The sequence below is a fragment of the Bacteroides sp. NGMCC 1.200775 genome (genome assembly GCF_040798045.1).
GTDB lineage: Bacteria > Bacteroidota > Bacteroidia > Bacteroidales > Bacteroidaceae > Bacteroides > Bacteroides hominis.
Genome location: NZ_JASCQK010000008.1, coordinates 149,437 through 172,175, shown reverse-complemented (window position 1 = coordinate 172,175; position 22,739 = coordinate 149,437). Strand labels below are relative to the sequence as shown.

The 22,739-nt window shown below is 43.9% G+C and carries 18 protein-coding genes; 5 read left to right on the top strand and 13 right to left on the bottom strand.

The annotated features are described in order from the left end of the window. Window positions 1-5: 5 nt before the first annotated feature. From rsxC to QK890_RS17985, 5 genes are all read right to left on the bottom strand, one after another. A complete protein-coding gene (gene rsxC, locus QK890_RS18005; protein WP_367627492.1) occupies window positions 6-1,343 on the bottom strand; it encodes an electron transport complex subunit RsxC in 1,338 nt (445 codons plus the stop codon). 36 nt (window positions 1,344-1,379) lie between these two features. Further along, a complete protein-coding gene (locus QK890_RS18000) occupies window positions 1,380-2,252 on the bottom strand; it encodes a Fe-S cluster domain-containing protein (RefSeq protein ID WP_005778209.1) in 873 nt (290 codons plus the stop codon). Between the two features lie 5 nt (window positions 2,253-2,257). After that, on the bottom strand, window positions 2,258-2,677 hold the full coding sequence (locus QK890_RS17995) for a SoxR reducing system RseC family protein (RefSeq protein ID WP_005778211.1): 420 nt from the start codon (window positions 2,675-2,677) through the stop codon (window positions 2,258-2,260). Between the two features lie 252 nt (window positions 2,678-2,929). Beyond that, a complete protein-coding gene (locus QK890_RS17990; RefSeq protein ID WP_005778212.1) occupies window positions 2,930-3,334 on the bottom strand; it encodes a hypothetical protein in 405 nt (134 codons plus the stop codon). A 120-nt stretch (window positions 3,335-3,454) separates the two neighbouring features. Continuing rightward, window positions 3,455-4,885 (bottom strand): DUF3078 domain-containing protein, encoded by a 1,431-nt coding sequence (locus tag QK890_RS17985; protein WP_032530673.1) that lies wholly within the window; start codon window positions 4,883-4,885, stop codon window positions 3,455-3,457. Window positions 4,886-5,267: 382 nt separating this feature from the next. Here QK890_RS17985 and QK890_RS17980 point away from each other — a divergent pair, with 382 nt between their 5' ends. The 4 genes from QK890_RS17980 (at window position 5,268) to QK890_RS17965 (ending at window position 12,353) form a co-directional block, all read left to right on the top strand. Next, window positions 5,268-6,869, top strand: coding sequence for a CTP synthase (locus QK890_RS17980; RefSeq protein ID WP_005806541.1), 1,602 nt, complete (start codon window positions 5,268-5,270; stop codon window positions 6,867-6,869). A gap of 47 nt (window positions 6,870-6,916) precedes the next feature. After that, window positions 6,917-8,773 carry a membrane protein insertase YidC gene (gene yidC / locus QK890_RS17975; protein ID WP_005778218.1) on the top strand — a complete coding sequence of 619 codons (1,857 nt, stop codon included), beginning with the start codon at window positions 6,917-6,919 and terminating at the stop codon, window positions 8,771-8,773. 89 nt (window positions 8,774-8,862) lie between these two features. Beyond that, window positions 8,863-10,194 carry an MATE family efflux transporter gene (locus QK890_RS17970; protein ID WP_005778220.1) on the top strand — a complete coding sequence of 444 codons (1,332 nt, stop codon included), beginning with the start codon at window positions 8,863-8,865 and terminating at the stop codon, window positions 10,192-10,194. 50 nt (window positions 10,195-10,244) lie between these two features. After that, the gene (locus tag QK890_RS17965) at window positions 10,245-12,353 is read left to right on the top strand and encodes a S9 family peptidase (RefSeq protein WP_032536702.1); all 2,109 of its coding nucleotides are present in this window, start codon (window positions 10,245-10,247) and stop codon (window positions 12,351-12,353) included. A 92-nt stretch (window positions 12,354-12,445) separates the two neighbouring features. Here QK890_RS17965 and QK890_RS17960 read toward each other — a convergent pair whose 3' ends face one another. From QK890_RS17960 to QK890_RS17940, 5 genes are all read right to left on the bottom strand, one after another. Continuing rightward, window positions 12,446-13,441 carry an MBL fold metallo-hydrolase gene (locus QK890_RS17960; RefSeq protein ID WP_250704754.1) on the bottom strand — a complete coding sequence of 332 codons (996 nt, stop codon included), beginning with the start codon at window positions 13,439-13,441 and terminating at the stop codon, window positions 12,446-12,448. 243 nt (window positions 13,442-13,684) lie between these two features. After that, on the bottom strand, window positions 13,685-14,209 hold the full coding sequence (locus QK890_RS17955; RefSeq protein ID WP_250711304.1) for a flavodoxin: 525 nt from the start codon (window positions 14,207-14,209) through the stop codon (window positions 13,685-13,687). Between the two features lie 221 nt (window positions 14,210-14,430). Further along, window positions 14,431-15,000 (bottom strand): sugar O-acetyltransferase, encoded by a 570-nt coding sequence (locus QK890_RS17950; protein ID WP_005778226.1) that lies wholly within the window; start codon window positions 14,998-15,000, stop codon window positions 14,431-14,433. Window positions 15,001-15,244: 244 nt separating this feature from the next. Continuing rightward, entirely contained in the window at window positions 15,245-16,324 is a 1,080-nt protein-coding gene (locus QK890_RS17945) for a PspC domain-containing protein (protein WP_367627491.1), read from the bottom strand. Between the two features lie 12 nt (window positions 16,325-16,336). Continuing rightward, complete coding sequence (locus QK890_RS17940) at window positions 16,337-16,672, bottom strand: PadR family transcriptional regulator (RefSeq protein ID WP_005820533.1); 336 nt, start codon at window positions 16,670-16,672, stop codon at window positions 16,337-16,339. Between the two features lie 161 nt (window positions 16,673-16,833). Here QK890_RS17940 and QK890_RS17935 point away from each other — a divergent pair, with 161 nt between their 5' ends. Beyond that, entirely contained in the window at window positions 16,834-17,331 is a 498-nt protein-coding gene (locus QK890_RS17935) for an N-acetyltransferase family protein (protein WP_367627490.1), read from the top strand. Between the two features lie 108 nt (window positions 17,332-17,439). On the opposite strand, the gene QK890_RS17930 is transcribed toward QK890_RS17935, so the two are convergent. The 3 genes from QK890_RS17930 to uvrA form a co-directional block, all read right to left on the bottom strand. Continuing rightward, the gene (locus tag QK890_RS17930) at window positions 17,440-19,098 is read right to left on the bottom strand and encodes a peptide MFS transporter (RefSeq protein ID WP_005778234.1); all 1,659 of its coding nucleotides are present in this window, start codon (window positions 19,096-19,098) and stop codon (window positions 17,440-17,442) included. A gap of 61 nt (window positions 19,099-19,159) precedes the next feature. Further along, window positions 19,160-19,639 (bottom strand): Cys-tRNA(Pro) deacylase, encoded by a 480-nt coding sequence (gene ybaK, locus QK890_RS17925; RefSeq protein ID WP_005778236.1) that lies wholly within the window; start codon window positions 19,637-19,639, stop codon window positions 19,160-19,162. A 160-nt stretch (window positions 19,640-19,799) separates the two neighbouring features. After that, the gene (gene uvrA / locus QK890_RS17920) at window positions 19,800-22,628 is read right to left on the bottom strand and encodes an excinuclease ABC subunit UvrA (RefSeq protein ID WP_005778238.1); all 2,829 of its coding nucleotides are present in this window, start codon (window positions 22,626-22,628) and stop codon (window positions 19,800-19,802) included. Window positions 22,629-22,739 lie beyond the last annotated feature (111 nt).

Here is a 22,739-nt window from a genome sequence, read left to right as displayed (position 1 = left end):
ACTTATTATTTTTTAGCTTGACGTGCACGAATCATGGCACCAACTTTCCCTTTACCCAAACGACAATAGTCGAGTAACGGACGATTGGCAGGACAAGTGAACTGGCAAGAACCGCACTCGATACAATCCATGATTCTTTCTGATTCCATTCTTTCAAATTCTGTGTTCTCGGCCAAAGCGGAAAGCAGATACGGTTCCAGTCCCATCGGACAAGCACTTACACACTTCGCACAACGGATGCAATTTTGTATTTCTCCGCGTTTAGCCTCTTTCCGGTTCATAATCAAAATTCCGGAACTTCCCTTGGCAGTAGGAACATCGATATTAACCAATGCTTTACCCATCATCGGGCCGCCGCCAATTACCTTTCCGGTGTCTTCGGGCAAACCGCCACAGGCATCAATCAGTTGTTGCATCGGAGTTCCGATACGTGCCAGGAAGTTGGAAGGTTTAGCAACCGATTTACCGGTCACCGTAATCACACGTTCAAACAAAGGCTTATTTTTCTGCACAGCCTGGTATACCGCAAATGCTGTACCTACATTCTGAACAACCGCTCCTGTAGAGATGGGTAGTGCACCACTCGCAACCTGACGTTTGGTTATAGCATCGATCAGCTGCTTCTCACCTCCTTGCGGATATTTCACCTTCAAAGGTACAACCTCGATACCGGCATAACTGGATGCAACTTTTGTCATCAACTCAATAGCATCGGGTTTATTGTTTTCAATACCGATAAACGCTTTATTTACCTTTACGGCTTTCATCAGAATGGAAACTCCTACCATTACTTCTTCGGCATGCTCCAACATTAACTGATGATCGGCAGTTAAATAAGGCTCACACTCTACAGCGTTCATAATAACACATTCTGCTTTAAATGAAGGAGGCGGACAGAGTTTAACCTGAGTGGGGAAACAAGCTCCTCCCAAACCAACAATACCGGCATCGGCTATCTTCTTCACAATCTCTTCCGAAGTCAATTCGCACTCTTTCACCAGTTCAGGGCTGCGATCGATAGATTCTTCCCATTCGTCCCCGTCTACATCTATAAAAATAGCAGGTTTGGCATAACCACTCGCATCGACGATTGAATCAACCTTAGCGACTTTGCCACTGACAGAAGAGTGAATGGCAGCCGAAACAAAGCCATTGGCTTCGGCTATTTTAGTGCCCACCTTCACCACATCACCTTTTGCCACAATAGGCTTAGCAGGTGCACCGATATGCTGCCCCAAAAGTATTACAGCTTTTGCCGGAACTTCCGCCGTAATAATGGGTTGATGTGCTGACAGTTTATTTTCGTGTGGATGAACACCACCAATTGAAAATGTCTTCAACATACAATTCTGTATTTTATCTGTTTATTACTCGTTTTCTTAAGCTTCAGCTGTTTTAGCAGCTTCGGCAACAGGTGCTTCCTCTTTGGGTTTGCGCGGAGGGAAATTCAACTCGATGATAGTGTTCTGGGGACAAACTTCAACACACTTACGACAAGACTTACATTTGTTGTAGTCAATGTAAGCAAGATTGTTCTCAAGTGTGATTGCTTCAAACGGACAAGTCTTGACACACTTACCACAACCGATGCAACTTACCGTACAAGCTTTACGCGCAACAGCCCCCTTGTCTTTATTGACACAAGATACATATACGCGGCGGGATTTTTTGCCCTTAGCACGAAGTTCGATTATCGCTTTCGGACAAGCTTTGACGCAAGCGCCACAGGCTGTACACTTTTCTTCATCCACTTCAGGAAGTCCTGTTTCGGGATTCATGTGAATAGCATCAAACTGGCAAGCAGCCACACAATCGCCACATCCCAGACACCCATAGCTACAGCCGGTTTCTCCACCATAAAGCGAAGCGGCAATAGCACAACTCTTTGCACCGTCATACATATTTGTACGCGGACGGTTCGTGCAGGTTCCGTTACATCTAACCACTGCCACCATCGGTTCTGCAGTTCCGGCGTCCAGCCCGAGGATCGAAGCAACCTGCGACATCACAGGTTGTCCGCCTACCGGACAAAACTTACCTTCCAGCGAACCGGCTTTGACGCAAGCATCAGCAAATCCGCTGCAACCCGGATAACCACATCCACCGCAGTTAGCCTGAGGCAACACTTCGGATACCTGGGCAATTCGTGGGTCTTCGTACACGGCAAATTTCTTGGAAGCAACATACAATATCGCAGCCAGTACAAGCGCAATAGCTCCCAAAGAAATCACTGCAATCAGAATCAAATTCATAATTTTTAGTTATTTATTGGTTTTATAGTAAAAGAAAATTTTTGTTTCAACCGAGTTCTGTTCAGCCATATTATATAATAATAAGGAACAAGCACCGCTAAAGCAGCAAGCGCTCCATATAGTTCACTATGAAGAACTGTCTTGAAAACGAAAAGGCCGAGAATTAAAAGAAAGAGAGGAATAACAAAGGCCAGAAATACAGCCTGCATACCCATGGAAGTAGCACCAATAATTGTCACCTCGTCACCTACCTTCCATACAGATGAAGTGTCGGTAATCTCAATTACCTTCTCTTTGCTATCTGCCGAAGAGCAATGTCCCTTGACACTGCAAGTTGAGCAGGCCGATGTTTGGATGATCCTCACAGAAACCTGAGAACCACTTATGTTTTCCACAATACCTTGATGAGTTATTATATTAGTCATTTTGCAAACTGCACATTACAAATTGCGGCAAATTTAAGCATAAGTTTGAGAACTACGAAGTATTTGAATGTTTTTTATAGCGCAATAAGAGTTCTTTTTGAAGTATTTTTTTACTCCATTAATCAGGAGTAGAAACAGAAAAAGCAGGCTTTTTGCCTGCTTTACTGCTAAATTGTTATCATCCTCCGATATTTTAAAATAAATTAGAAACAGAAACCGATTCTTTTATCACTTTCTGTTCATTTCCTTATTTTACATCTTCAAACATTCATTTATCTCAATCATCCGAATCAAATCTGTCCGTTGAATGGAAAAAGTGCTGCTTTCTTTCTGAACATACTTCAGTAAAGTGAGCCCATCCTGGCGCAGTTTAGACTTTTGCAAAATATTAGACTCCATCTCATCCGAAATCTTCAGCAGGGTCATGGCAGCCAGTTCTATCTTTCCCATCCGGTTAGGATCTCCTTCATAATGGTCAATCAGTTCATCCGGATTCATACTCTGCAACTGCTCCTGAGGAAGTCCTAAAATCTGTCGTGTAAGACAGTCGTACTCTGTCCATTCATCCTTACGAAACTTCTTTTTATTCAAAATCATATTAACAATTAATGAAATGATTTCCTGAATCATTCGTATCAGATAATCTTGTTTAATCATAAGGCGCTTTCTTTAAGTATAACATTTTAATTACAGCGATGAAATTTGCACTACCGGAAACAACAGAGCCGACTGAAAACTCCAGTCGGCCCCATATTTATCTTTGTGTCAACTATTCCTTTACCATTTATAGTTCAGACCAAAACTGAGCAACTCTTTCAACTGGAAATAACTGCTACCGGTGGTCGGCTTTGCACTGTCATCAAAGCGTGCATGCACAAAAAGCTTAGTAGAAAGATAACGGTTCAATACAAAATTGAAAGTATTTTCCCACTCAATGCGTACCCATTTATAGTTAGTCAGATAGTTCAGACGGGAATCGACTACAATGGACGGAATAATGGTCCATGAAATGGTAGGTTGTACCTGTGCACCAAAGTCATTCTTTGAACATTTACCTTTATCCAGTCCGAACTTGGTTTCGTCCACATTTTTGTTACCAATATAACGAAGGTTATAGGTCAATGGAGACATGAATACGGAAAGGTTGAATTTTTTCTTTTTCAGCTTATAATCCATACCGACACTGACAATCACATCAGCAGGAGCAAGGAAAGCAGCAACCAGTTCTTCACTGTTAGCCTTATAACCTTTGGCAAACTGAGTCTTAAACTCACCGGTGATAGTATAGTACCAATTATGTGCAGCCTGGATACCTAATTTGGAATACAAGCGCAACTGGTCGGTATTGACCAAATACTTATGATATTCATCCGATGGAGAAGAGTTGAATCCCAATTTAGCCTCCAACAGATTCTCAAACTGTACTTTCTCACGGTCATTGTAATTGGCAAACAACTGTAAATTAGCCATTACAGCATTGTTACTCTCACCACCTTTATACCAGTTGTCCGATATATAGTTCTGAGTAATTTGAAGCGAACCATTACCTCCCGTCACCCACCAGTTAGGTTTCGAAATTACCATTTCTGCTTCACCTACATTCTCTTCTACCTTATCTGCACGGAACAGGCTTTTCACTTCCGTCTTCGGAATTTCAATCTTTTTATTGCCATGATACAATTTACGGCTCATTATATGATCTTCGGTAGTAACAACCAAATTGGGATGGTTCAGGTATAAATCCATCAAAGCAGCATCTACCAGCCGGGCCGATCTCTTGATTTTGGTAAACTGCAAAGTGTCACACGGTGATAACTGCTCATTAAGAGAAGGTGCAGTAAAAGGCTCTTTAAATTTCCAGCGCATAGTAGAATATTCCGCAATAGGCGAATAATAATAAGTTAGCGGAACAAACAGGCGGTAGTAATCCGGATCTGTTTTCACATAACGCATAGGTACTGAAGGATCATTGAGGTATTCCAACTCTCCTATATAATTATTATATAAGATGGACACTGTATCCATCTTGGGCTTCGGACCATCCAGATTCAGTTTCAGGAGAAGGTACTGCTGAAGCACCTCGGAAAGTGTATCAGCTTTCACTTCATTTTGCACTGTCTCGGAAACCGGTTTTATCGTCTTCTGCGCCATCACTGACGAAGAAAACAGGATTGCAAATGCTAATGTTGAGATGTGACTAGTCTTCATTTTTATAACAAATTTGAGGGCAAATTTACATTAAATAGTTTAGATTACATAAAATTCGCTCATTTTTAATAGGAATAACCGATCAAACGGATCGATGAAACAACCGATCTGTTTTACCGGAATTTGTATGGCATGCATGAGCTACACGGATTTATCCTGTAGACAGGTTTATGCTACTTATGCTACCAGACGGATAAAGCCCCATTCATCCGTTAGAGGCATACAACTTTTTGTCGTCCAAACATTTCGGAACCCGGAATTGCATTTTTTAATAAATTTGTTTTGTAGAAAGCATCCGTTCTTCCCCATTTTTTTGTAATTTTGCGGTTTTTAAGATTCAAATCAAACGATTTAGAAACAAATTATTAAAACAGTTATAGCTGTGGGAGAAACAAAGTATATTTTCGTAACCGGTGGTGTTGCCTCTTCTTTAGGAAAAGGTATCATTTCATCTTCCATCGGTAAATTGCTGCAAGCAAGAGGTTATAAAGTAACTATCCAAAAGTTTGACCCGTACATCAACATTGACCCGGGAACATTGAACCCTTATGAACACGGAGAATGCTACGTGACTGTAGACGGCCATGAAGCCGACCTTGACTTAGGACACTACGAACGTTTCCTGGGCATCCAGACTACAAAGGCCAACAATATCACGACAGGCCGTATCTATAAGAGCGTCATTGATAAAGAACGCCGTGGAGACTATCTGGGAAAAACCATTCAAGTCATTCCCCACATCACGGATGAAATCAAGCGTAACGTCAAGTTGCTGGGCAACAAGTATAAGTTCGACTTTGTAATTACAGAAATCGGAGGCACGGTAGGTGACATCGAGTCCTTGCCTTATCTGGAAAGTATCCGTCAGTTGAAATGGGAGTTGGGACAGAATGCGTTGTGCGTGCATTTAACTTATGTGCCTTTCCTGTCTGCCGCTCAAGAACTGAAAACCAAACCGACCCAACACTCTGTAAAAGAATTGCAGTCACTCGGAGTGCAACCGGATATTCTGGTGCTTCGTACCGAACATGACCTGAACGCCAACCTGCGTAAGAAAGTGGCATTGTTCTGTAATGTTGCCGAGAATGCGGTCGTTCAGTCAATCGATGCTTCAACTATATATGAAGTACCCCTGTTGATGCAGGAACAAGGCTTGGACGAAACCATACTTCAGAAAATGGGCTTACCTGTGGGCGAACGTCCGCCGTTGGGACCTTGGAAAGACTTCTTGAACCGTCGTGCCAATGCTACCGAAACGGTGACTATTGCAATGGTAGGTAAATACGTTGAACTGCAGGATGCGTATAAGTCTATCCTGGAATCACTGTCACAGGCTGCCACTTATAATGACCGTAAAGTTAAAATAGAATATGTATCATCCGAACACCTCACTCCGGACAATGTGGACGAACAGCTGGGACATGTAGACGGAGTAGTTATCTGTCCGGGATTCGGTTCACGTGGTATCGAAGGTAAGTTCGTAGCTGCCAAGTACACCCGCGAACATAACATTCCGACTTTTGGTATCTGCCTGGGTATGCAATGCATGGCCATCGAATTTGCCCGCAACGTACTAGGTTATGCCGATGCCAATTCTATTGAAATGGACGAAAAGACCAAACATAACGTTATCGACATCATGGAAGAGCAGAAGGCCATCACCAATATGGGAGGTACAATGCGTCTGGGTGCTTACGAATGCGTCTTGAAAAAAGACTCTAAAGTATACGAAGCTTATAAACAAGAACACATTCAGGAGCGTCATCGCCACCGTTACGAATTCAACAACGACTATCGCAAGCAATTCGAAGAGGCCGGCATGAAATGTGTAGGTATCAATCCGGAATCGGACCTGGTAGAGATTGTAGAGATCCCTACATTGAAATGGTACATCGGAACGCAGTTCCATCCGGAATACAGCAGTACGGTGCTACACCCGCATCCGTTGTTCGTATCGTTCATTAAGGCTGCAATCGATAAGTAAAATCACTATCGTATAGATTATTAATCATTAATCACTAAAACAAGAGAATGGATAAAAACACCATCACAGGCCTCGTTTTAATAGGTATATTACTGGTAGGATTCAGTTTTCTGAGCCGTCCCAGCGAGGAGCAAATAGCCGCCCAGAAGCGGTATTATGACTCTATAGCCGTGGTACAGCAGCAAGAAGAAGCACTGAAAGCCAAAACCGAAGCTGCACTGGCTAATGAAAAAGAGGAAACAGCCGCCGATTCGGCATCTCTCTTCTTCAATGCTACCCAAGGTAAAGAGGCGTTTACTACTATCCAGAACAATTTGGTAGAAATCACTCTGGATAACAAAGGCGGCCGCGTTTACTCTGCCCTGTTGAAAAACTACATGGGACAAGATAAGAAACCGGTTGTGTTGTTCAACGGCAGCGATGCTTCCATGAACTTCAACTTCTACAATAAGAAGGGTGCCCTCCAGACGAAAGACTTCTATTTCGAAGCAGTCAATAAAACAGACAGCAGTGTTACGATGCGTCTGGCCGCCGACAGTGCCAGCTATATCGACTTTATTTATACACTGAAACCGGATAATTATCTGATGAGCTTTGTGATTAAAGCAACAGGTATGGAAGGCAAATTGGCTGCTACTACAAACTATGTGGACATCTCGTGGTCACAACGTGCCCGCCAGATCGAGAAAGGATATACTTACGAGAACCGTTTGGCAGACCTCACCTACAAATATACAGGTGATGATGTGGACAACCTTTCGGCAAGTAAAGACGATGAAAAGTCAGTACCGGAGCGTCTGGACTGGATTGCTTTCAAAAACCAGTTCTTCTCTTCTGTATTCATTGCAGAACAGGATTTCGAAAAGACTACGGTCAGATCGAAAATGGAGAAACAGGGAAGTGGCTACATCAAAGACTACTCGGCTGAAATGAGTACGTTCTTCGATCCTACCGGTAAGCAACCGACCGACATGTATTTCTACTTCGGCCCGAACCACTATAAAACACTGACCGCATTGGACAAGGGACGTGAAGAGAAATGGGAACTCAACAACCTGGTATATCTGGGTTGGCCGTTGATTCGATGGATCAACAAATGGATCACCATCAACGTGTTCGACTGGTTGTCAGGTTGGGGATTAGGCATGGGTGTCGTACTGTTGCTATTGACAATTATGGTGAAAGTTGTGGTTTTTCCGGCAACCTGGAAGACTTATATGTCATCGGCCAAGATGCGTGTACTGAAACCAAAAATTGACGAGATCAATAAGAAATATCCCAAGCAGGAAGATGCGATGAAGAAACAGCAAGAGGTAATGGGACTATACAGTCAATACGGTGTAAGCCCGATGGGCGGCTGTTTGCCGATGCTTGTTCAATTCCCTATCCTGATGGCATTGTTCATGTTTGTGCCGAGCGCTATCGAACTCCGCCAGCAGAGTTTCCTTTGGGCGGACGACTTATCGACCTACGACGCATTCATCACTTTCCCGTTCCATATTCCGTTCTTGGGTAATCACCTCAGCTTGTTCTGCCTGCTGATGACCATTACCAATATCCTGAACACGAAGTACACGATGCAGCAGCAGGATACAGGTGCCCAGCCGCAAATGGCAGCAATGAAGTGGATGATGTATCTGATGCCGATTATGTTCCTCTTCGTTTTGAACGACTATCCTTCGGGATTGAACTATTACTACTTCATTTCGACTTTGATCAGTGTGGTAACCATGATCATACTGCGCCGGACAACTGACGAAGACAAGTTGCTCGCCGATCTGGAAGCAAAGAAAAAAGATCCGAAGCAAATGAAGAAGACCGGATTTGCCGCACGTTTGGAAGCCATGCAGAAACAGCAGGAACAGATGGCAAAAGAACGGGCTAATAAGCAGAATAAGCGATAAGAAATAAAAATTAGCTTAAAGACCGAAGAGCCGGGCAAGCAGTATATGTTTGTCCGGCTTTTTTTCCCCTTTATAGAATATATAAAAACATGACTACCAAATACACATACAAAGAGATATGGCTCATAGCCTACCCTATCCTGATCAGCCTGATCATGGAACAATTAATAGGTATGACAGACACTGCCTTCCTGGGACGGGTAGGCGAAATCGAACTGGGAGCCTCGGCCATCGCAGGCGTATATTATCTGGCCATTTTCATGATGGCGTTCGGATTCAGCATCGGAGCACAAATCCTGATAGCCCGGCGAAACGGCGAGCAACAATACCGCACCATCGGACCGATATTCTATCAGGGGGTCTATTTTTTGCTGGCATTGGCAATAGTGGCATTTACCCTTTCTTTATGCTTCTCTCCTCATTTGCTGAAACTGGTTATCAGTTCGCAGCACATTTATGACGCGTCCATCAGCTACATCAACTGGAGAGTTTTTGGTTTCTTTTTCTCTTTCGTCGGCGTGATGTTCCGGGCATTTTTTGTAGGTACCACACAGACCAAGACCCTGACATTGAATTCAATCGTAATGGTATTGTCCAACGTAGTATTCAACTATATCCTGATATTCGGTAAGTTCGGCTTCCCCGCATTAGGTATTGCCGGAGCTGCTATCGGGTCGTCACTGGCCGAAATGGTATCGGTCATCTTTTTCATCGTCTATACCTGGAAGCGGATAGACTGTAAGAAGTATGCACTGAACCAGCTTCCCAGTTTCCAACCGGAAACATTAAAACGAATATTAAACGTATCTTTTTGGACTATGATCCAAAATTTCTTCTCACTATCCACCTGGTTCATGTTCTTCCTTTTTGTGGAACATCTGGGCGAACGCGCACTGGCTATTACGAACATTATCCGCAACGTATCGGGTATTCCGTTTATGGTTGCGATGGCATTTGCCACCACATGCGGTTCACTGGTGAGCAACCTGATAGGCGCAGGAGAGATTAAAAGCGTACCCGGAACTATCCGGCAGCATGTACGCATCGGCTATGTTTTTGTATTACCTCTGGTACTGTTCTTCGCCCTCTTCCCCGATCTGGTGTTAAGTATCTATACAGATATACCGGATCTGAAAGAGGCTTCCATCCCCTCGTTATGGGTATTATGTTCCGCCTATCTGATATTGGTCCCGGCCAATGTTTATTTCCAGGCGGTATCCGGAACGGGCAATACACGTACGGCACTGGGATTAGAACTCTGCGTGCTGGCTGTCTATCTGGCTTATATCACGTATGTCATCCTCTATTTGAGAGTAGACGTAGCCTTCTGCTGGACTACAGAGCATTTATACGGAATCTGTATCCTGACTCTGTCGTACATCTATATAAAGAAAGGAAACTGGCAAAAAAAGCAGATTTGACCTGATTTTTGCTTATCTTCGCAACTCAAATAATCAATTATTAAAAACTTATGAGACAAGTAAACCTATTTATTATGTCGGCAACAATGATGTTAGCATCCTGTGGCGGAACCAAGGATGCAGGCAAAACGGACCAGGCGCTGATCGGAAAATCCGATATCAAAATCGAGGGGAAGCGGATGACTCCCGAAGCACTCTGGGCAATGGGACGTATCGGCGGACTCTCTGTATCGCCCGATGGAAAGCAGATAGCCTATACAGTGGCTTACTACAGTGTACCCGAAAACAAAAGCAACCGGGAAGTTTTTGTGATGAACGCAGACGGAACCGACAACCGGCAAATCACTCACACTCCTTTTCAGGAAAATGAAGTGACTTGGGCAACGGACGGAAGCAAACTGCTTTTCCTGAGCAACGACAACGGCAGCAGCCAACTGTACGAAATGAACCCCGACGGTAGCGGACGCAAACAGATTTCCAATTATGACGGGGATATCGAAGGATATTCCATCTCGCCGGACGGCAAGAAGATACTGTTCATCGCCCAAGTAAAGACTGTTAAAAGCACGGCTGACAAATATCCTGACCTGGACAAAGCAACCGGCATCATCATCACCGACCTGATGTACAAACATTGGGATGAATGGGTGACAACTGCCCCCCACCCCTTTATCGCCGATTTCGATGGCAAGTCGGTAACCAACATCGTAGACGTGCTGGAAGGTGAGCCTTACGAAAGTCCGATGAAACCATGGGGAGGTATCGAACAACTGGCATGGAACACGACCTCGGATAAAGTGGCTTATACCTGTCGAAAGAAAACGGGACTGGCTTATGCCATTTCTACCAACTCGGATATCTATGTATACGACCTCAATACCAAGAAAACAATAAATATCACCGAAGGTATGATGGGTTATGATACTAATCCGCAATATTCTCCGGATGGAAAGAGCATCGCCTGGCAAAGTATGGAGCGTGATGGTTACGAAGCAGACCAGAACCGTCTCTTCATCATGAATCTGGAAACCGGAGAAAAACGTTTTGCCAGCAAAGCGTTCGATTCGAATGTAGATGCATTCGTATGGAGCCAGGATGCCAAGACGATCTATTTCACCGGTGTATGGCACGGTGAAACTCAAATCTACTCACTCGATCTGACCAATGATTCTGTACGTCCTGTCACTTCGGGTATGTACGACTATGAAGGCGTTGCCCTCTTCGGTGATAAACTGATTGCCAAACGTCACTCTATGAGCATGGGCGATGAAATTTATGCCGTTTCCCTGGATGGGCAGACGACACAACTGACTCAAGAGAACAAGCAGATCTACGATCAGATAGAGATGGGCAAAGTTGAAGGACGCTGGATGAAAACGACAGATGGTAAAGAAATGCTGACATGGGTCATCTATCCGCCCCAGTTCGATCCGAATAAGAAATATCCGACACTGCTCTTCTGCGAAGGCGGTCCACAGAGCCCGGTAAGCCAATTCTGGAGTTATCGCTGGAACATGCAGATTATGGCTGCCAACGGCTATATCGTTGTAGCACCGAACCGCCGCGGACTTCCCGGTTTCGGAGTGGAATGGAACGAAGCTATCAGCGGAGATTACGGTGGCCAATGCATGAAGGATTATTTCACGGCAATCGACGAAATGGCAAAAGAACCTTTCGTTGACAAAGACCACCTGGGCTGTGTGGGTGCCAGCTTCGGAGGATTCTCCGTCTACTGGCTGGCAGGACATCACGACAAACGTTTCAAAGCCTTCATTGCCCACGATGGTATCTTCAACATGGAGATGCAATACCTGGAGACAGAAGAGAAATGGTTTGCCAATTGGGATATGGGAGGCGCATACTGGGAAAAGCAGAATCCGGTTGCCCAGCGCACTTTTGCGAACTCTCCGCACTTGTTCGTCGAAAAATGGGATACCCCGATTCTTTGCATCCACGGTGAGAAGGATTACCGTATCCTTGCCAATCAGGCCATGGCTGCGTTCGACGCTGCCGTAATGCGTGGCGTACCGGCTGAACTGCTTATTTATCCAGACGAGAACCACTGGGTGTTGAAACCGCAAAACGGTGTGTTGTGGCAACGCACTTTCTTCGAATGGCTGGACAAATGGTTGAAACCAAACACTACAGATTCCAAATAAAGGCTCTGTTCTGCTAAAATAAAGGCTCTGTTCCGACGGAACAGAGCCTTTATTTTAGCAGAACAGAGTGTCCGTTTACTCCTTCGGAAAGCTTACATCCGCTTCAACTTGACAATCTCTCCAAGTACCGGAATATACACGTCTATCCTACGTTTCTTTGCTTCGGCAGCAAAAACCTGCGGAGGGTCATGCAGAGGTTCGTCCGACAAGTCGAACGTACCATAATGCATCGGGATGGTAAGAGCTACTTTCATATCGGTGGACGCTGTCAGTGCATCGTAAGGTGAAATGTGATTGGGCTGCATAAACCAACGCGGCTTATAAGCACCGATACCCACCAAAGCATAATCGGGTGTCCCGAATAGCTCGGGTATCTCACGGAAATGCCTGGAATATCCGGTATCGCCACTGTAATAGATGGAGATGCCGTCACCCTGTACCATAAACGCTCCCCACAGCCTTCGTCCTCCGTCACGCACCGAACGCTTGCTCCAATGCTGGGCAGGAAGAAAAGTAATCTTCAACCTGTCATCTTCTATCTGTTGGTACCATCCGGCCTCCGTTACCTCAAGCTCCGGAAACCAACTCTTTATCAATTCACCGGTACCCAACCCACAGAAAAGTTTCATCCGGGGATTGTTCTTCACCAGCCGGGCTACACTTTGCTTATCCAAATGGTCGAAATGGTCGTGACTGATAAGCAGGTAATCTATATCGGTAAAAATATCGGGGTTTGCCGGAAAATCACTCTGACGTTTGACAAAAGGGATATCTCCAAAAACAGGATCGAACATGACACGTTTTCCTGCCAATTGAAGGAAGAAGGAGTTATGCCCCAGCCATATCAGCGAATTACCGACCACCCCTTCCAATGAACGCAGATAACTCATCCGGGGATTCCACTTCACACTCTTCTTCTCTTTCCGCTGCGGATTGGGAGAAAGGCGCCATTTCAAGACACTTCCCATCCCGGGACGAAAACGATGCTGGCGATTGACAAACTTTCCTCTCACCACAGGATTACCCCGCCAATGCGGGTTTACCGTTGCCAGTCTTTCATTTCTTCTGAAACATATATGCTCGCCCATACACTTATATACTTTTTTCGTTGTGTAACAAACAAAAATAACAAAAGATTTGTGTATAGTCGCAGAATAAGACATTTTTTTAACTTAAAAAGATCACCCTCACGTCAAACAGGATTGTAACGTGAGGGGTAATCTTCGCAAGCGTCATCCGTATGCAGTATGGCAAGTACGACCAGCATCGCTCTCTACAAGCCAATGCTACCGATAAATAAATACGTTATCATTGTTTTTGGTTCCAGATAGTCAGTACCCTAACTTATCGACCCACTCACGAATGGATTTTTCATTGGCACGATTAAGTAATCTTCCTTCTTTCCATTTCAAATTGTGATAGTCATTTTTCAATGCTGTCTCACTACCTGTAATACTGCTTCCCCCCGAAGTGGCAAAAGGTATGATGATCTTATTTTTAAGATCATGACTTTCAATGAAAGTGTTCACAACACGAGGTGCAAGATTCCACCAGATGGGATAGCCGATAAAGATCACTTCATAATCGGCTATGTTTTCTTTTTTATTCTTAAGGACCGGACGTGATTTCAGATCGTTCATCTCCACCGAGCTGCGCGATTGTTTGTTATGCCAGTCAAGATCGGCATTCGTATAAGGTTTTGCAGGAGTGATGGCATACAGTTCACCACCCGTAACCCGAGCCAGTTTCTTTGCAGCTTCCGCCGTAGTACCGGTTGCCGAAAAGTAGGCAACTAAAATTCGTTTACCATTGTGCCCCTGCTTTATGGGATCTTGTGCCGCTGCGTGTAAATTCATAAATAAGATTGCTAAAAGCGTTAGTAAAACAGATTTTGTTCTCATATTATTCAATATTTTAATAAGTTATTTTATTACTTTTCTCATACGTTTACGATTGCTGCAATGCAAGCCGTCGATCGTTGCCTGCCACCATCCTTTGCCAAAGCTCAAACCATACAGGAGTGCTGTCAAATATACGGCAGTTATACCCGGAATTTAGCAACTCTCCATCTTCAGCTCTATTCGGGGGCTATCGATTTGATGAATTTCGCCGGAACTCCTCCGACAATGACATTCGGCGGCACATCTTTTGTGACCACCGCTCCCGCCGCAATAACGGCATTGTCACCAATCATCACACCCGGAAGAATTGTGGCATTTGCCCCTACCCAGACATTTTTTCCTAAAACAATCGGAGCAGGATACGTTGTTCCGCGGTCTTCAGGAGCAAGCCCGTGATTAAGAGTGGCAAACACTACATTATGTCCGATTTGGCAACTGTCGCCAATGGTTATGCCACCGTGATCCTGAAAGTGGCAACAGGCATTTATGAATACATCATCACCTATCACTATATTCTTCCCAAAATCAGTATAGAACGGAGGAAATACGCGAAGTGTAGGCGGAACCGGACTTCTAAAAAGCTCGGATAATAAATTTCGTACTTCGGCCGGCGTATGATAAGAAGCATTCAGCCTGAATGTAAAACGCCTTGCCTCGTTACTCATATCATCCATAAAACAGTGGATTTCTTCTGTGTTGAGAGGCTTACGTGACTTTACATACTCTTTAAAACTTTCGATAGTCATATTATTGTCGTTATAATTTTACTCATACATCTTTGGCTACATCCTATGTCGCGATACCAATCCGATAGCCGATATATTTAATTGCAAAATTACCGGAATAAAAAAGAGCGGTTGTATATGATTTACGGATATTCATACCCGAATCCCCGATTTTGAAATAAAACGCATATTATCTACAAAAAAAATACCTTCCGGACACACAACGGAAGGTATTTCTACACATGTCAATCTATTCATGGACAGGTCATCCGACCAAAAGGAAAGGATAAGGCCATCCCAAATAAGACAGGTTAATAACAAAGATTACGGCTGCCAGCACCCACAGTATCAATAAAGACCATTTCAGTCCGGACACCATAGCCAGCCAATCAAATATCTGTCGGAGAATAGCATAAATGATCCCCGCCAAAGGTATGCCCACCAATGCTACTCCTGCAATACTTCCTACAATGGTCATCATCGGCGAAGTGGAGATCAGCGGTGACCAATCGACTGCTGGCAGCATATGATAGAGAGCAGCTCCACCACCAATGGCTACTGCAATGGCAGCAATCACCAGAGCAACAAAAACAATGGCAAGCACAAAAAGCACCGGACTGCATATAATGGCGAGCACCACCAGACAGGCTTTCAGAAAGAAACCCGCTATCGATACCAACGCATCGCCCACCTTCTGCAGAAAACTGCGGGGCTTACCTGAATTTACATAATTGTTCACCCCGTTGGCTACCCTTTCAAACCCATCAGTCACCGTCTTACCGATATTCTCTATGGTGATATCCTCACCGCGCATACTCAACTTCTCGGCTGCCGTACGGGCCTCGGGAATAATCAGCCAACAGATGATGTATATAGGAATCAACACTCCATATCCACAGATCAGCACAACGAACATAATCAGTCGCAACAGCGTTACATCCCAGTTCAGATATGCAGCCAGCCCGCTAATCACCCCTCCCAATATTTTATCATCCGGATTACGGTAAAAACGGCGATGAATGGTTGTGCCGGATTGTGCCCCTGTATGTCCGGCTGTCTTTTGAGGTTCGTCTTCCTCACTCTCCTCACCAAAATCTTCAGGTTTTCCCATCCGGGCAATCACTTCTTCTACGTCGGCAATCGTAATCACTTGCGATCCGGCAGCCAACTTCTCGGCAAATAGTTCGGAGATGCGATTCTCTATATCGTTCACAATCTCCTCTGCTCCTTCTTGTTTGCGGAAGTGAAGTTTTAGGTTGCACAAATAATTATCGAGCAACCGGTAGGCATCCTCGTCGATATGAAAAACGGTTCCACCTAAATTTACGGTTAATGTTTTTTTCATCTTTATTTCTTTTTAAATGGATTCTCTATTAGCAATATGATTCACAGTTTCGTTCAGCTCCCTCCACGAAAGTTCCAGTTCGCCAAGGAACAACTCGCCTTTCTCTGTCAGCTTATAATACTTCCGTGGCGGTCCCTGTGTAGATTCCACCCATTCGTAACTAAGTAAATCATCGTTTTTCAATCGGGTCAACAATGGATACAATGTGCCCTCCACCACAATCAGCTTTGCCTCTTTCAACTTCTGGATGATATCCGAAGCGTAAGCCGGCTCTTTATGCAACAGCAGCATGATGCAATATTCCAGCATGCCTTTTCGCATTTGCGACTTTACATTATCTACATTCATAAGCTTTACCTTTTTGATGCGACAAATATATGCATAACTTTAGTACTATGCAATGCAAAGTACCTTAAATTCATACTAATTAACTTATTAAGATACCTCCACCTTATTATAAAAGCAAATTATCACTATATTTGCGACATAAACCGAAAAATACAACAAACATGTTTACTATCCGAAAAGCCACTTCAGATGATTGCATACTGATTAACAAACTGGCGAAACAGGTATTTCCGGCTACTTACAAAGAAATACTTTCACCCGATCAACTTGACTACATGATGGAATGGATGTACGCGCCCCTGAATATCCGCAAACAAATAGAAAAAGAAGGACACGTATACTTCATCGCTTACCAGGAAGATGAACCTTGCGGCTATGTATCAGTACAGCCTCAAGGAGATGATGTGTTTCATCTCCAGAAAATATATGTCCTTCCCTCTTTTCAGGGAGCACACCTGGGAAGCAAACTATTTGACCACGCAGTACAATACATCAAAGAGATTCATCCGTCTCCCTGTCTGATGGAATTAAATGTCAACCGGAATAACAAGGCATTGCACTTTTATGAACATAAAGGGATGAAAAAACTACGTGAAGGTGATTTTCACATCGGAAACGGATATTATATGAATGACTATATCATGGGATTGGAACTCTGATGCGCATGTAAAGAAAATGCCAATATAAGAAACGCCCCGTTACATATATTGTTATCGTAATAACAAATAATGTAACTGGGCGTTTGGTGTATAGATACAACCCGAAGGTTATGCTACTTTTTCAAGTTTCTTCATGATAGAGAAGATGAACAGAGCGGCCAGCAGACAGCATACGATAAGTACACTCCATACCATCCACAACTGCATGCCACCCCACAGATAACCAATGATGGCAACGAGGTAGTTACCAATGGCAGTTGCGGCAAACCATCCACCCATCATCATACCTTTGTATTTGGGAGGAGCTACTTTCGAAACAAACGAAATACCCATCGGAGAGAGGAACAACTCGGCGAAAGTAAGCACCAGATAAGTAGAGATCAACCAGTTTGGAGAAACCAGTGCGTCTTTCTCGATGCCACTGGCTGCCAGAGCATCCGGAGTAGGCAACCCGATAGACCCAATGGCCATTATCAAGAAACCGCATACGGCAATCATCATACCGATACCGATTTTACGCGGAGCAGAAGGTTCTTTCCCTTTTCTGGCAAGATATCCAAACACCGCCAGTGAAACCGGAGTCAAGGCAATCACGAAGAACGGATTGAATTGCTGGAAGATCTGAGGCAGAATATTAACAGTAGGATCCATAGAGCTATAGCTCCATCCCAGACAGAGAAGTGCGGCAGCAACTACTATACCGGCAATCATTTTTGATTTACCGGTCTTTCCCTGGAACAGTGAAAAAAGTCCGTAAATAACAATCAACAAGAAGGTGAGGTTCACGATATTGAAGCCCAAACGGTCGAGTCCGGTCACCTCTTGTGCGGTATAATCACGTGCAAAGAATGTCAGTGTCAGTCCGTTCTGGTGGAAAGCCATCCAGAAGAAAATAACTACGGCAAATACAAGCAACAAAGCCACGATGCGCTGTTTGGTTTGTTCCGGAGTCAACTTCTCCTCAACTACGTTAGCCGGTTTAGCTTGTTTAGAGTTGTAGTCGGCATGTTTAAATGTAGAGCGGAAAGCGACGTAAATCAACATCGAAATAATCAATGATACACATGCCACACCAAATCCATAGTTATATGCTTCAGAAAGCTTATCGATATAAGTAGTACAGAATGTGGCAATGTCGCCGGTAAAGTTCTGTGCAGCCTGCAATGATTCCAAAGTAGCCTGGTTAGCAGGAGTGATTGTACCGTCAAGATATTGATGTGCCAATGAAGGAATCTGAGGAACATACGAAAGCCCTGCCTTGCCCAACATATAGTTGGTTACCTTTGTAGCAGCTGTCGGAGCGTACATCGCACCGATATTGATAGCCATATAGAATATACTGAACGCCGTGTCACGTTTGGAGCTATATTCGGGGGCATCATACAAATTACCCACCATTACCTGCAAATTACCTTTAAAAAGTCCGGTACCGCAAGCAATCAGAGCCAGTGCACCAAACATCATTACTTTGCCGGAATCGTTGGAAGTCGGGATGGCAAGCAGTGCGTAGCCGATAAACATGACTACAATACCCATTGTCACCATTTTGCCATAACCAAACTTATCGGCAAGAATACCACCAAAGAACGGAATAAAATAAACAGCAGCCAAAAAGCATCCGAAAATGGTAGAAGTTTCAGCAGCAGTGTAACCAAACTTTGCTTGTAGAAACAAAGTAAAAATCGCAAGCATGGTATAGTAACCGAATCGCTCGCCTGTGTTGGCAAGTGCCAGAGCATACAAACCCTTAGGTTGTCCTTCAAACATAAAATTAGAATATTAGATTATTAAATAGATATTTTCTGCAAATATATACTTTTTACTGAAATTAAACAGTATATAATACACAAACTTCCGCCCGAACCTCGTTTATTAGCTCTTTAGGATCAATTTTTATCTGTAATCCGCGTTGCCCCGCACTTACATAAATATACGGAAACTCCAGACAGGTTTCATGGATATAGGTGGGAAAATGTTTTTTCATTCCGACAGGCGAACAGGCACCGCGGATATATCCGGTGACGGAAAGAAGCTCTTTCATAGGAATCATATCACAACTCTTATTACCGGACACCTTTGCGGCAAGCTTCAGATTTACCTCTTTGTCTCCGGGAATCACGCAAACGAAGTATCCCGTTTTATCGCCATGAAGCACAAGAGTTTTAAAAACCTGATCAATATTCTCTCCCAAACTGGCCGCTACATGCACAGCACTCAAATCATTTTCGTCTACCTCGTAAGGGATAAGTTCATAGGAAATTTTGGCCTTATCCAACAGACGGGCAGCATTGGTCTTATTGATTTTCATAGATATATGTATATTGGAGCAGCCATAGAAAAAAGCTGCTATTAGTAAGTTAATAACGTAACTCTACAAAGTTAACTTCGTAGTTGCAGGAAGTTAACTTTGTACAAATACGATATTAACTCTTTATTATTTAACAAGTTAATATCGTATATATAAATTATCAATCGATTCTCAGTTCTTCGCGAAGAAACTTCGGGGTATATCCTTTTGTACTCTTCGCAACCTCTTCCGGTGTCCCGAAACTGAGAAGTTCCCCTCCCCCTTTACCGCCTTCGGGGCCCATGTCGATAATGTAATCCGCCATCTTTATCACATCCAGATTATGCTCAATGACGATCACAGTATTACCTTTATCCACCAATTTATTTAATACTCCCATCAGCACACGGATATCCTCAAAATGCAGACCGGTAGTCGGTTCATCAAGAATATACAAAGTCTTTCCCGTATCTCGTTTCGAAAGCTCCGTTGCCAATTTTACGCGCTGGCTTTCACCTCCCGAAAGGGTGGTTGATGATTGCCCTAATTTAATGTATCCCAATCCAACATCCTGGATAGTCTTAATTTTGTTCAGAATCTGAGGAACATTTTCAAAGAACTCTACCGCACGGTTAATGGTCATATCGAGCACATCGGCAATGGATTTTCCCTTGAAACGCACTTCCAGAGTTTCGCGGTTATAACGTTTGCCATGACAAACTTCACATGGAACATATACATCGGGCAGGAAATTCATTTCGATTGTCTTGTAGCCATTCCCGGAACATGCCTCACAACGTCCTCCGGAGACATTGAAAGAAAAACGACCGGGTTTATAGCCACGAATCTTAGCTTCCGGCAATCCGACAAAAAGACTGCGGATATCTGAAAAGACACCGGTATAAGTGGCAGGATTGGAACGCGGAGTACGCCCCAACGGAGACTGGTCCACATTGACAACCTTATCTATGTTCTCCAATCCTTCAATAGAATCGTATTCCAAAGGATCCTGCAAAGAACGATAGAACTTCTGCGAAAGTATCGGTTGCAAAGTTTCATTTATCAACGTAGACTTACCACTACCGGATACTCCCGTAACACAAATCAATTTGCCTAACGGAAATTCGACATCTACATTCTTCAGATTATTCCCTTTAGCGCCACGCAACCATAAAGATTTTCCATTACCGGGACGCCGCTTGGAAGGCACTTCGATGGCAGTTTGTCCGTTGAGATACTGTGAAGTAAGCGTACTGGTCTTCAACATCTTTTGCGGAGTTCCGGCAAAAACAACTTCTCCCCCCAGTCGTCCGGCTTTAGGCCCCATGTCAATCACATAGTCGGCAGCCAGCATCATATCTTTATCATGCTCTACCACGATCACAGAGTTACCCATATCACGCAGTTCTTTCAAGGAGTTGATTAACCGCAGGTTATCACGTTGGTGCAGCCCGATGCTCGGCTCGTCAAGAATATAAAGCACATTGACCAGTTGAGAACCAATTTGTGTGGCCAGACGGATACGCTGACTCTCCCCACCCGACAGACTGACGGAACTACGGTTTAAAGACAGATAATCCAATCCTACATCCAACAGGAATTTTAAGCGGGTACGTATCTCCTTCAAAATCTCTGCGGCAATCATTTTCTGCTTATCCGTCAGAAATTCGTCCACTTTCATCAACCAGTCATACAACTCATTGATGTCCATATTTGAAAGTTCATTGATATTTTTATCATGGATACGGAAGTGGAGTGCTTCCTTATTCAGTTTCGCTCCCTTACATTCAGGGCAAACTGTGGTTTTGGCAAATTGTTCCGCCCATTTCTGTGCAGTGGCCGAAGCATCTTTCTCCTGCAACATCTGGATATACTTGACAACACCTTCATACGTCACAAAATAATCGGAAGAAGTACCTATCAAAGAGCTTTTTATCTTGATACGTTCGTCCGAGCCATACAGAATCTCGTCGATTGCATCATTTGGCAAATCTTTTACGGGAGTCTTCAATGACGCATCATATTTCTCCAGCAAAGCACCGATCTGCCAGAAAATCATTGCATTCTTATATTTACCTAAAGGAGCTATCGCCCCTTCATATATAGACAACTCTTTATCAGGAATCACCTTATCTACATCAATCTGACTGACTACCCCCAATCCCTTACAACGCGGACAAGCTCCCTGCGGAGAATTGAACGAAAAGTTGTGCGGAGCCGGTTCACGATACGACAGTCCCGTGACAGGGCACATCAGGCGTTTACTGTAGTGACGGATACTCTCTGTCTGTGCATCGAGAATCATCAATAATCCGTCGCCCTGCCGCATAGCAGTAGCGACACTCTGTTTCAACCGCTTGTCATCCTTATCTTCCACGATAAGCTTATCCACAACGACTTCGATGTCGTGGTTTTTATAACGATCCAGTTTCAGTCCGTGGGTGATTTCGCGTACTTCTCCATCTATACGGACATACAAATATCCCTTTTTGCGAATCTGCTCGAAGAGTTCTTTGTAATGTCCCTTACGTGAACGCACCAAAGGTGCCAGCATATAAATTTTCTTTCCTTTATAATCTTTCAGGATCAGTTCCAGTATCTGTTCCTCAGTGTATTTCACCATCTTTTCTCCCGAGAGATAAGAATAGGCTATTCCGGCACGGGCATAAAGCAGACGGAGATAATCGTAAATCTCTGTAGTAGTGCCGACCGTGGAACGGGGATTTTTATTCGTAGTCTTTTGTTCTATGGAAATAACCGGACTCAACCCTGTAATCTTATCTACATCCGGACGCTCCAGATTGCCCAGAAAGTTGCGGGCATAAGCCGAAAAGGTTTCAATATAGCGGCGCTGGCCCTCTGCAAATATTGTATCGAAAGCAAGAGATGATTTCCCGCTTCCACTCAGTCCGGTAATCACAGTCAGGCTGTCACGTGGTATTTCCGCATCAATGTCTTTCAGATTGTGTACGCGCGCACCGTACACATTTATATATTCTGTTTCCTGCATACTCTAACTTTTATTGAGTTGCAAAATTAATGTTTCCGCCCGAAATATAGTTTTAAAAAACACAATATTATTTTCTTAACTCAATATATTATGTGAATCTATGACATTATT

What these genes read in the sequence shown, in the direction of transcription:
- QK890_RS17965 (WP_032536702.1), top strand. Translation starts at nt 10,245, where the DNA reads ATGAGACAAGTAAACCTATTTATTATGTCGGCAACAATGATGTTAGCA.
- QK890_RS18000 (WP_005778209.1), bottom strand. Translation starts at nt 2,252, where the DNA reads ATGAATTTGATTCTGATTGCAGTGATTTCTTTGGGAGCTATTGCGCTT.
- QK890_RS17940 (WP_005820533.1), bottom strand. Translation starts at nt 16,672, where the DNA reads ATGAATGTAGATAATGTAAAGTCGCAAATGCGAAAAGGCATGCTGGAA.
- ybaK (WP_005778236.1), bottom strand. Translation starts at nt 19,639, where the DNA reads ATGAAAATCAATAAGACCAATGCTGCCCGTCTGTTGGATAAGGCCAAA.
- QK890_RS17960 (WP_250704754.1), bottom strand. Translation starts at nt 13,441, where the DNA reads ATGGGCGAGCATATATGTTTCAGAAGAAATGAAAGACTGGCAACGGTA.
- QK890_RS17930 (WP_005778234.1), bottom strand. Translation starts at nt 19,098, where the DNA reads ATGTTTGAAGGACAACCTAAGGGTTTGTATGCTCTGGCACTTGCCAAC.
- rsxC (WP_367627492.1), bottom strand. Translation starts at nt 1,343, where the DNA reads ATGTTGAAGACATTTTCAATTGGTGGTGTTCATCCACACGAAAATAAA.
- QK890_RS17995 (WP_005778211.1), bottom strand. Translation starts at nt 2,677, where the DNA reads ATGACTAATATAATAACTCATCAAGGTATTGTGGAAAACATAAGTGGT.
- yidC (WP_005778218.1), top strand. Translation starts at nt 6,917, where the DNA reads ATGGATAAAAACACCATCACAGGCCTCGTTTTAATAGGTATATTACTG.
- QK890_RS17985 (WP_032530673.1), bottom strand. Translation starts at nt 4,885, where the DNA reads ATGAAGACTAGTCACATCTCAACATTAGCATTTGCAATCCTGTTTTCT.
- QK890_RS17955 (WP_250711304.1), bottom strand. Translation starts at nt 14,209, where the DNA reads ATGAATTTACACGCAGCGGCACAAGATCCCATAAAGCAGGGGCACAAT.
- QK890_RS17935 (WP_367627490.1), top strand. Translation starts at nt 16,834, where the DNA reads ATGTTTACTATCCGAAAAGCCACTTCAGATGATTGCATACTGATTAAC.
- QK890_RS17990 (WP_005778212.1), bottom strand. Translation starts at nt 3,334, where the DNA reads ATGATTAAACAAGATTATCTGATACGAATGATTCAGGAAATCATTTCA.
- QK890_RS17970 (WP_005778220.1), top strand. Translation starts at nt 8,863, where the DNA reads ATGACTACCAAATACACATACAAAGAGATATGGCTCATAGCCTACCCT.
- QK890_RS17945 (WP_367627491.1), bottom strand. Translation starts at nt 16,324, where the DNA reads ATGAAAAAAACATTAACCGTAAATTTAGGTGGAACCGTTTTTCATATC.
- uvrA (WP_005778238.1), bottom strand. Translation starts at nt 22,628, where the DNA reads ATGCAGGAAACAGAATATATAAATGTGTACGGTGCGCGCGTACACAAT.
- QK890_RS17950 (WP_005778226.1), bottom strand. Translation starts at nt 15,000, where the DNA reads ATGACTATCGAAAGTTTTAAAGAGTATGTAAAGTCACGTAAGCCTCTC.